Here is a 10,260-nt window from a genome sequence, read left to right on the forward strand (position 1 = left end):
CACTACTAAGCATATATATAATAACGTGAAATTTCCATCACTTTTTTAGAAAGTAGGGTTATAATGTCCAAACAAACCTTCTTAAAAGGAGCATTCATTTTAATCATTGCGAGCTTCATTACAAAAATTCTCGGATTCGTCAATCGAATTGTTGTGGCGAGAATTATGGGTTCTGAAGGTGTTGGATTATATATGATGGCGATCCCGACTTTGCTGCTTGTCATGACTCTAACCCAACTTGGACTCCCTGTTGCGATTTCCAAGTTAGTTGCAGAAGCGGAAGCCAAAAAAGATAGTGTTCGTGTAAAGAGGGTTTTAGTCGTTTCCTTAAGCACAACTTTAGGTTTAACAATTATTTTTACAACGTTAATGATTGTCCTAGCTCCATTTGTTGCCGCAAACCTTTTAACCGATGAACGTGCCTACTACCCATTAATTGCAATTACACCAATTGTACCGATTGTCGCCATTTCAGCGATCATTCGGGGCTACTTCCAAGGGAAGCAAAATATGAAACCAACCGCCATTTCTCAAGTTATTGAACAAGTCGTTCGAATTACGCTCGTGGCGATTACAACCACTGCTTTTTTACCATTAGGAGTTGAATATGCAGCCGCAGGTGCGATGATTTCGGTTGTCGCAGGAGAATTTATCTCCTTACTTTATATGGTATTTGTTTTTAAACGGAGAAAATCATTCAGAGTAAGGCAACAATTCTTCACGTATGCCAAAGGAGGAAGAAAAACATTTTCTGATTTAATGAGGATTGCCCTTCCAACTACAGGAAGTCGTTTGATAGGTTCTGTTTCCTTATTTTTTGAACCGATTGTCGTTGCTCAAAGTTTAGCGCTTGCTGGTGTGGCAACGGTCATGGCAACAAAACAGTATGGTGAACTGGCGGGCTTTGCGATACCGCTTTTAATGTTACCTACTTTTATCACTGCTTCTTTATCCGTTTCTCTTGTACCAGCTATCAGTGAAGCTGCTGCCGAAAAACAGTATCAATTAATACATCATCGACTTACCCAAGCTTTAAGGCTCGCCCTCTTATCAGGAGGAATATCTTGTGTCGTTTTATACATTTTTGCAGAACAAGTCGTCACACTAATGTATAATGCACCAAATGTGGCGATGTATATTAAAATTATGGCTCCCTTTAGCATTTTTTTATACTTACAAGGCCCCCTTCAAGCGACATTACAAGCACTTGATTTAGCAAAAGCGGCGATGATGAACAGCCTGTTCGGAGCGCTCATAAAAACGACCGCTATATTCGCTCTCGCCTCTAGACCAGAGTTAGGAATTATGGGAGCAACATTAGCCGTTGTCATTGGTTTTATTTTAGTTACATTGCTTCACTTCGCTACAGTTGTCAAAACGATCGGATTTACACTTGAAGTTCGACTCGTTGCTAAAGTCATTTTATTAATTGGGTCAACAGCAGGCTTTGGCGTTTTTTGTGCAAAATATATAACATTTACGGAATCCATGCTAATTGATACGACGCTAGCAATATGTTTAACGACCGCATTTTATTTTATTCTCATCTTTATGTTAAAGCTCGTTCATAAACATGAAATCGCCCGCCTGCCAATGTTCGGAACCTTATTGAGTAAATTTATCAGGTAAAAATATTGTAAATAAAGGGAATTCCGTGCCACTTATTTTATCTATATGTAGACGGCGTTCCCTCTTCACCTTTTACACACCACAGCCGTCCAAATAAATAACCTTTCCTCTCATTTATTTCTATTTCTCATCCTTTAAATCAATAAAAAATGTTTGGTCATCCTTAATGGAGCAGTAAGAGATTTTTTTAATGTCGCGGTAACCTAATTTTCGCATCTGCTGCCTGACCCATAAGGAAGTTTTCCCAATCTCCTCTAAGTGATCCTCTTGGATTTTTCCGTCTAAAATGATTGGCAGTGGCAATTGTGGTTTTTTCTTTGACTTCGATTTCTTTTTATCCTTCTCAATGACAGACAACTTCCCGGAAGGTTCGAGTATAGCAAACTCAACATCGGATAATTTACTTACTTTATTTTGTCTTAACTGAATGAGCAAGTCATCAAAGTTATATCGTTGCTTTCTCATCTCATGTTCATCTATTTTTCCTGCATTAATGAGGACCGTTGGTTTTCCATCAATTAGCTTTCGGAATCGTTCACTTTTTAAGGATAAATAAGCAAAAAGAATTTGAATCATTACTAATACGAGTAATGGGATAATGGAATGAAGCATCGAGGATTGCTCATCATCAATTGAAATAACAGCAAGTTCAGCAATCATAATCGAAACGACAAAATCGAGAACAGATAATTGTCCAATTTCCCGCTTGCCCATAAAGCGTAAAACTAGCAGGATGATACAATAAACGAGAACCGTTCTAAAGATTATCGCTGAAATATCCATTACGTTTTCCCCTTCCTTCATTAGCCACAAAACCGCTACTTCGTTTTATTAATTAGGTTGTCCGCTTTCTCTCTTTTCGTTCCTTGTAGCTTTTGGTAAATAAAAATTAATTTGCATCATTTTTTTCAACTAGCCTGAATAAGCTGTAGTAAGACAAGTTATTGGAGAGGAGGAAGGGTGTTGGAATCTTATCGAAATTTTTTTCCGGCAGTTGTCATGGGATTATTAACAATCTTTTCCGTTGCCGTTGTTTTTAGTTTAATCGCCGCTACCATTTTATCTTTAACCAATCTAACAGAACACTCTCTTGATTGGCTCATCAAAATTGTTGCCTTTTTAACGATCCTTATCGGTGGTCTGGTGGCAGGGGCTAAATCGAAATCAAAAGGGTTAATGATTGGGGCTGTAACGGCTATTTTATTTACACTTATCACATTCCTAGTGCAATTTTTAGGGTATGATCAAGCATTTACTACCGAACAATATATGTATCATGGTGGTTATTTACTAATTGGAGCTCTTGGTGGAATGGTCGGGGTTAATCTCTTTGGCGGGAATTCCTAATCATTCCTATTGAATGCCATTCAAAACTACACATTAAACAAAAAAGCTGACTTAAGGCCATTAAAGACCTATAAGTCAGCTTTCTTATTTAATCAATCTGGGTTTACCACTTCACGTACGGCTGATTTATCAAAAGTTAGTTTACGGTTATCGTTTACAAGAACAACCATTACTTCCTCATCAACTGCATCGATTGTGCCGTGTAATCCACCAATTGTAATGATTTTATCGCCACGTTTTAAAGCAGTATGCATTTCGCGAATTGCCTTTTGTTTCTTCTGTTGTGGACGGATAAGTAAGAAGTAAAAAATTACAAACATTAAGATTAAAGGTAATAAAGAAACAATCATTTCCATTTTTATATTTCCCCCCTTTCATTAGTAAACATATCTTTTTTATATATGATTAGAAATTTTTCGCATTCGGTTTATTAAAACCATATTGTTCGAAAAATTCTTCTCTAAAGTCCAGTAAGCGATCCTCACGAATAGCTTGTTTTACTTGTTCCATTAGATTTAATAAGAAATAGAGATTATGGTAAGACGTCAATCTAAATCCAAAAGTTTCCTCACATTTTACTAAGTGACGAATATATGCTCTCGAGTAGTTTTGACAAACATGACAATCACAATTTTCATCTAATGGTCTAAAGTCACGTGCATATTTTGCATTACGAACGACTAAACGCCCTTCGCTTGTCATACATGTACCATTACGAGCAATTCGAGTTGGTAAAACACAATCAAACATATCAACCCCACGGATTGCACCATCGATTAAGGAATCAGGAGAACCGACTCCCATTAAATATCTAGGTTTATTTGCTGGCATCAAAGGCGTTGTAAATTCAAGCACACGATTCATGACATCTTTTGGTTCCCCAACAGATAATCCCCCAATAGCATAACCAGGAAAATCCAAAGAGATAAGATCAGCGGCACTTTGTTTACGAAGTTCTTCGTATTCGCCCCCTTGAATAATACCAAATAACCCTTGGTCCTCTGGTCTTTTATGAGCTGTTAAACAGCGCTCAGCCCAACGGCTTGTACGCTCAACCGACTGTTTCATATAATCATAATCAGCTGGATATGGTGGGCACTCATCAAAAGCCATCATTATATCGGAGCCAAGAGAATTTTGAATATTCATCGCTTCTTCAGGGCTTAAGAAAAGCTTCTCACCGCTTAGATGGTTACGGAAATGAACCCCTTCTTCTTCAATCTTTCTCAAATCGCTTAAACTAAATACTTGGAATCCACCTGAATCAGTTAAAATCGGACGCTTCCAATTCATAAATTGGTGTAGACCGCCCGCTTCTTCAATAATTTTATGCCCTGGTCTTAACCACAGATGATACGTGTTGCTTAAAATAATTTGGGCATTCATATCATATAGGTCTTCTGGACTCATTGTTTTAACAGTTGCGAGTGTTCCAACTGGCATAAAAATCGGTGTTTCTATTGTACCATGAGGTGTATGGACTTTACCAAGACGAGCCCCTGATTGTTTACATGTTTTTATAAGTTCATAGGTGACAGCTGCCATCTATCGTTCCTCCTTAAATAAAAAGCGAAGTCCGTTTGCTCAGAAGCGAGAAAAAATAAGAACAGCTGATGAAGACGCTTTTTGTCTTCATTCAGATGGGCGATTTTTCTCGAGCTTCTAACGGACGTAGCTAGATTGATTAAAAAGCGAAGCCTGTTCGCTCAGAAGCGAGAAAAAATACTGGGCGGCTGATGAAGACGCTTTTTGTCTTCATTCAGACGAACTGATTTTTCTCGAGCTTCTAACAGGCGTAGCTAGATTGATTAAAAAGCGAAGTCCGTTTGCTCAGAAGTGAGAATATCAAGGATCAACGCTAAGTTCGCGCCATCCTGCCGCAACGCCTTGTACCCACGTCCTGTAGGCAAGAACAGCTGATGAAGACGCTCTTTGTCTTCATTCAGATGGGCGATTTTTCTCGAACTTCTAACGGACGTAGCTTTACTAGTTAATTCCAAAAAACGTACTAATTTATTTCCAATCACTAATAAACATCGCATCTCCAAAGCTAAAAAAGCGATATTGTTCGTTTACAGCATGACGGTAGGCGTTCATAACATGCTCTTTGCCGGCTAATGCACTTACAAGCATAACGAGCGTTGACTTAGGTAAATGAAAATTCGTCAAAAGGGCATCTAATCCTTTAAATTCAAAACCGGGATATATAAAAATAGATGTCCAACCTGACGTTTCACAAAACTGCCCGTGTTCTTTCATAATCGTTTCTAAAGTACGAGCAGATGTTGTCCCAACTGCGATAATACGAGAGCCATTTTTTTTCACCTTTTGTAAAAGTTGAGCTGTTTCCGCACTCATTTGATAAAATTCAGCGTGCATCTCATGTTCTTCAATTTTGTCGACACTTACAGGTCTAAAAGTCCCTAAACCAACATGAAGTGTCACCATCGCAATATGAACACCTTTTTCTCTAACTTTTTCTAGCAATTCCTCAGTAAAGTGAAGTCCTGCTGTCGGGGCAGCGGCTGAGCCTCTATTTTTCGCAAAAACCGTCTGATAACGTTCTTTATCATCAAGTTGTTCTTTAATATAAGGAGGTAAAGGCATTTCACCTAAGTTATCTAATACTTCATGTAAAATCCCTTCATAAATCAGCTCAATCTCTCGTCCACCATGCTCTAATTCTTTTGTACACTTTGCCTTTAACAAACCTTCACCAAAAATGATTTCTGTGCCTTCTTTGATTCTTTTCGCAGGTTTAACAAGTGTTTCCCACTTATCACCATCCAGTTGTTTTAATAAAAGCACTTCAATCTTGGCCCCTGTATCAGCTTTCATGCCATACAGTCTAGCTGGTAGCACCCTTGTATCATTTAAAACGAGACAATCTCCCTCTTTTAAATAGTTAAGAATATCGGGAAAATGCTCATCTTTTATCTCACCTGTCGACTTATTTAAGGCAAGCAAACGAGACGCCGTTCTATCTTTTAGCGGCGTCTGTGCGATTAATTGTTCAGGTAATTCAAAATCAAACTCTTCAACTTCCATTTTTGTTGTCACCTTTTCTATTCCGTTCAAAATTGCACATCTTGATAATTTTATCGAATCTTTAAGAAATAATCAAGGCATTATCGAAAACGACCAATTAACATAAAAATAAGCGAGAGAATAACACTAATGATTAAACATGTGACAACTGGAAAATAAAAGGTCGTATTTTCCCCTTTTATAAAAATATCCCCAGGCAATTTGCCAAGTGGAATAAAGCGACCAATTAATTGCCAGAGCATCCCAATCGTTATTAAAATCACACCTATTGTAATGATAATTTTTGGAAAAGTACTCACTTTTTTGGCCCCTCCAGTTGAAAATGTTGATAGCACATTGGCGTTACCACTCTTCCTCTTGGTGTCCTTTGAATAAACCCTATTTGTAATAAATACGGCTCATATACATCCTCAATTGTCTCAGCTTCCTCTCCGATCGTTGAAGCAATCGTCTCTAAGCCTACAGGTCCACCTTTAAACTTCTCAATCATCCCAAACAATAATTTATGATCAATGTGATCTAGCCCCAATTGATCGACCTGCAACTTCTCCAAAGCATGAACCGCCATATCATACGTTACAGAACCGTCACCTTTTACTTGAGCAAAGTCGCGAACTCGTCGTAAAAGGCGGTTAGCAATTCGAGGTGTCCCACGAGAACGACTGGCAATCTCCAAGGCCGCTTCATGCTCTAACTCAATTTGAAACACTTGTGCTGTTCTTTTGACAATAAGAGCCAATTCATCAATGTTATAATACTCTAGTCTTGCCATCACTCCAAAACGATCACGAAGCGGAGCTGATAGCATCCCTGCTCTAGTCGTTGCACCAACTAATGTAAAAGGGGGCAAATCAAGGCGAACGGATCTAGCAGTTGGACCTTTGCCGATCACAATATCTAAACAAAAATCCTCCATCGCCGGATAAAGGACTTCTTCAACCATCCGATTTAAACGGTGAATCTCGTCAATAAAAAGCACATCCCCAGGTTCAAGGGCGGTCAAAATCGCTGCCAAATCACCCGGTCTTTCAATCGCAGGACCGGAAGTTGTTCTCATTTGCACATTCATTTCATTGGCAATAATAGCTGACAAAGTCGTTTTTCCCAGTCCTGGTGGTCCATATAATAAAACATGGTCAAGGCTTTCTTCCCTCATTTTAGCTGCCTCAATAAAAACCTCTAAGTTCTTTTTAACATCTTCCTGACCAATATAATCTAATAAGCTAAGTGGACGTATCGACTGCTCGACGGACATTTCATCCTGTTGCTGTTCGGCTGAGACCATACGCTCTTCCATCCTATCCACCTCCCGTTACACTTTCAGCATCAATTGTAATGCTTTTCTTATGTAAGCATCTGTTGCTAACTGTTCCTTCTCTAGCAATGGCCGTACTTTCTTGAGTTCCTTTTCGACATATCCAAGAGCTCTTAATGCTTCAAATGCTTCCTCCAATGCCTCATTGTCTTTTCTCACTTTCACGAGCTTATTTTCATCCACAGTGCTCGGTTGTAGTAATGAAACAGTAAACTCCTCAAGTTTTCCTTTTAAATCTAAAATCATTTGTCTCGCCGTCTTCTTTCCAACACCTGGAAACTTAACTAAAAACGCTTCATCTTCTCCTTCAATCGCATCGACAACATGTTCCGGTTGCCCTGACGCTAAAATGGCTAATGCTCCTTTTGGGCCAATCCCAGAGACATTCAAAAGCTTCTCAAATAAATTCCGTTCTTGTTTCGACTGAAATCCGTATAAACGAATTAAATCCTCTTTTACATATTGATACGTAAAAACCTTCACTTCATTATCCATTTCCTTTTCAAACACATATGGATTTGGGCAAAACAATTGATACCCTAAACCATGATGATCAACTACTAAGTATTGCGTTTCAACTGCCACTAATTTTCCGGTTACATATTCAATCACGAAATAAACTCTCCTCAAGTACGAACATTTATTTCTATTTTATCACACTAAGGCTGTGACGTCATAGCATTTAAGCAAGGAGAGAAAGTAGCCTCCTTACTTAAATACAGATATTATGTACAGTTTAATTCCAGCAAAAACAAACAACCTCAAAAAAATCATCATTGACTTCCTGAGGCCCTTTTTTGGAACAGAATGCAGTTATACACCAGCTTTTTCAAGGTTTTTTAACACATCTAAAATTTGTTTATATTGTTCTTTATTTTCAATACGAATGCCTTCTTTTAGTTCATGCTGTTGATACGTTTCTAATTTTTCTGTGTCAATTTGAAAAAAGGATTGGATGATTTGTTCCTCCTCTGGTTTTCCTTCAAACATTTGTAAATAACCATTTTCTGAGAGGCCAAAATAACCATTAATTTTAACAATAGGTGATATATCATCGATTTCCATCCGAAATAAAATTTCTTCTTGATTTTGATTAATAAGCTCCCATTCATCATAATGTGCCCAGAAATCTTCTACAGACCAAATTGTCTCCTCAATCGCTTCTTCACTTTTTCCACCATCTAAATAAATACGTTCTAATTTGACATTCATTGTAAGTGGTGCAAACGCTCCAACATTTTCTGTCTCTGATTTTTTTTACAGATTCATCTGCGTCCCCTTGTAAATAAAAGATCGTGCTCACCATTATGACGATCAGGAATAAGATGATCGGATATTCTTTCTTTGTGGTTAAATATTTCATTACCTTCATTATTTTTCACCCAACCTGATTCACTAATTTATAAATATAAAAAAGAACCACTTATGGGTTCATCGTTCCCATAAATGGTTCCATTCATTCATTTTACTTCAATTAAATCGAAAGGTCGTTAGATTAACGTGAGCGTTCAAAAGGTCTTTGGACAGCACGTCCAAGATCGCGAATCATATCTTCAAAAGTCGCTCCTATTTCTTCAAAGGCAGCACCTGAACGAAGTTGATTATCCATTGTTTCTACTCGGCCATACATTTCTTTATCAGATACTACGTGGACATCTTTATCATTTGAAAGACCTTGGACTGTTCGTTTGATTTTAGACTCAAGACCATCTGCATGACTATCTACATCTACAGCGACAACAATTTTATTTTCATGAACAATTACATGAGCATCATCGACTCCATCAATCGCTTCAACATGTTTAGCAATTTTTGATGCTGTTTGACCATCGTAATTACTATGGTAATTCGCCGCTTGGAATCCAGTACGGTTCATCGTATGAGAGCGCCCAATGGATTGATTCCCACGGAAATTCTGCACATTTACGCCACCATGATGTCGAGACCTAGACTGAACCCCGAAATTGCGGTCCGTTAAACGTCTTTTTAAGACACCATTTTCATCAACCATACGTGCACGGTCATTACCTGTTATCCCCTGATTCCAAAAACCACTTCGTCTATCATGGTGACCAATTTGATTATTTTCCATCCCAAATGGGCTAGCACCAAATGACCTTGGCCCGTAAGTACCGACACGGTTCGTCGGTGCTTTACTTGAACCAAATTCTGAAGCCCCATAATAACCGTTATTTTGAAAATTGTAACTACGCTCCGTACGGTTATGACGATTATTCGTAAACATATCTGTTACGGGCCCTTCAGCACCATAGTTATTAACCTGGTGTCTCGTCCCACTCATTTCAACCCCTGTAACAGAATGGTTTCTCATTGTCCCTGCTTGATCCGCTTGATTACAAGCGACTAAACTACTTGCTAACATTAATGTAGATGCAACGGTTAAAGCTATTTTCTTCATATTTGAAAGCCCCCTTTCGTTTATTATGGTGGCTTTTTCGAATTGCTTTTAGTCTGTTACATCTTGAGTGACATGCCGATTATTCCCTTGGATTAGCAAGATTTTAATCAAAAGTGTTCTTTTACCAAAAGAAACGGACGCTAATTTTGCTTCATCCCAATTTTCATTACCAATCACGCTTTATTCGCACCCTACTTTGGCTTCACCTCAATTTTCATTACCAATCACACTTTATTCGCACCCTAATTTGGCTTCACCTCAATTTTCATTACCAATCACGCTTTATTCGCACCCTAATTTGGCTTCACCTCAATTTTCATTACCAATCACGCTTTATTCGCACCCTAATTTGGCTTCACCTCAATTTTCATTACCAATCACACTTTATTCGCACTCTAATTTGGCTTCACCTCAATTTTCATTACCAATCACGCTTTATTCGCATCCTAATTTTGCTTCATCCCAATTTTCATGCCAATCACACTTTATTCGCACTCTAATT

12 protein-coding genes are annotated in these 10,260 nt (G+C 38.2%); 3 read left to right on the forward strand and 9 right to left on the reverse strand.

Annotated elements, in window-relative coordinates:
* Positions 1-63 precede the first annotated feature (63 nt).
* Entirely contained in the window at positions 64-1,629 is a 1,566-nt protein-coding gene (spoVB, locus tag BALCAV_RS14725) for a stage V sporulation protein B (protein ID WP_003324560.1), read from the forward strand.
* Positions 1,630-1,749: 120 nt separating this feature from the next.
* Here spoVB and BALCAV_RS14730 read toward each other — a convergent pair whose 3' ends face one another.
* Positions 1,750-2,412 (reverse strand): DUF421 domain-containing protein, encoded by a 663-nt coding sequence (locus BALCAV_RS14730; protein ID WP_003324559.1) that lies wholly within the window; start codon positions 2,410-2,412, stop codon positions 1,750-1,752.
* Between the two features lie 177 nt (positions 2,413-2,589).
* On the opposite strand from BALCAV_RS14730, the gene BALCAV_RS14735 reads away from it, so the two are divergent.
* Positions 2,590-2,976, forward strand: coding sequence for a TIGR04086 family membrane protein (locus BALCAV_RS14735; protein ID WP_412142876.1), 387 nt, complete (start codon positions 2,590-2,592; stop codon positions 2,974-2,976).
* Between the two features lie 92 nt (positions 2,977-3,068).
* Here BALCAV_RS14735 and yajC read toward each other — a convergent pair whose 3' ends face one another.
* The 8 genes from yajC to BALCAV_RS14780 form a co-directional block, all read right to left on the reverse strand.
* Positions 3,069-3,332, reverse strand: a complete 264-nt coding sequence (gene yajC / locus BALCAV_RS14740) for a preprotein translocase subunit YajC (protein WP_003324557.1) — start codon at positions 3,330-3,332, stop codon at positions 3,069-3,071.
* A gap of 49 nt (positions 3,333-3,381) precedes the next feature.
* Entirely contained in the window at positions 3,382-4,521 is a 1,140-nt protein-coding gene (gene tgt / locus BALCAV_RS14745; RefSeq protein ID WP_003324556.1) for a tRNA guanosine(34) transglycosylase Tgt, read from the reverse strand.
* Between the two features lie 468 nt (positions 4,522-4,989).
* The gene (gene queA, locus BALCAV_RS14755) at positions 4,990-6,024 is read right to left on the reverse strand and encodes a tRNA preQ1(34) S-adenosylmethionine ribosyltransferase-isomerase QueA (RefSeq protein WP_003323611.1); all 1,035 of its coding nucleotides are present in this window, start codon (positions 6,022-6,024) and stop codon (positions 4,990-4,992) included.
* Positions 6,025-6,104: 80 nt separating this feature from the next.
* Positions 6,105-6,323: a DUF2905 domain-containing protein gene (locus BALCAV_RS14760; RefSeq protein ID WP_003323610.1), complete on the reverse strand. Its 219-nt coding sequence runs from the start codon at positions 6,321-6,323 to the stop codon at positions 6,105-6,107.
* The gene (gene ruvB, locus BALCAV_RS14765) at positions 6,320-7,321 is read right to left on the reverse strand and encodes a Holliday junction branch migration DNA helicase RuvB (RefSeq protein ID WP_003323609.1); all 1,002 of its coding nucleotides are present in this window, start codon (positions 7,319-7,321) and stop codon (positions 6,320-6,322) included. Before ruvB ends, BALCAV_RS14760 begins: the two co-directional genes overlap by 4 nt.
* Positions 7,322-7,336: 15 nt before the next feature.
* On the reverse strand, positions 7,337-7,951 hold the full coding sequence (ruvA, locus tag BALCAV_RS14770; protein ID WP_003323607.1) for a Holliday junction branch migration protein RuvA: 615 nt from the start codon (positions 7,949-7,951) through the stop codon (positions 7,337-7,339).
* A gap of 201 nt (positions 7,952-8,152) precedes the next feature.
* On the reverse strand, positions 8,153-8,551 hold the full coding sequence (locus tag BALCAV_RS14775) for a BofC C-terminal domain-containing protein (protein WP_052044395.1): 399 nt from the start codon (positions 8,549-8,551) through the stop codon (positions 8,153-8,155).
* Between the two features lie 283 nt (positions 8,552-8,834).
* On the reverse strand, positions 8,835-9,758 hold the full coding sequence (locus tag BALCAV_RS14780; RefSeq protein WP_003323605.1) for a YhcN/YlaJ family sporulation lipoprotein: 924 nt from the start codon (positions 9,756-9,758) through the stop codon (positions 8,835-8,837).
* 67 nt (positions 9,759-9,825) lie between these two features.
* Here BALCAV_RS14780 and BALCAV_RS22835 point away from each other — a divergent pair.
* Positions 9,826-10,260 (forward strand): hypothetical protein (locus BALCAV_RS22835; protein ID WP_235213121.1); only part of this gene is annotated, 435 nt, incomplete at its 3' end.

Origin of the sequence: Alkalihalobacillus alcalophilus ATCC 27647 = CGMCC 1.3604 (genome assembly GCF_000292245.2) — a bacterium.
Lineage (GTDB): Bacteria > Bacillota > Bacilli > Bacillales > Bacillaceae_D > Alkalihalobacillus > Alkalihalobacillus alcalophilus.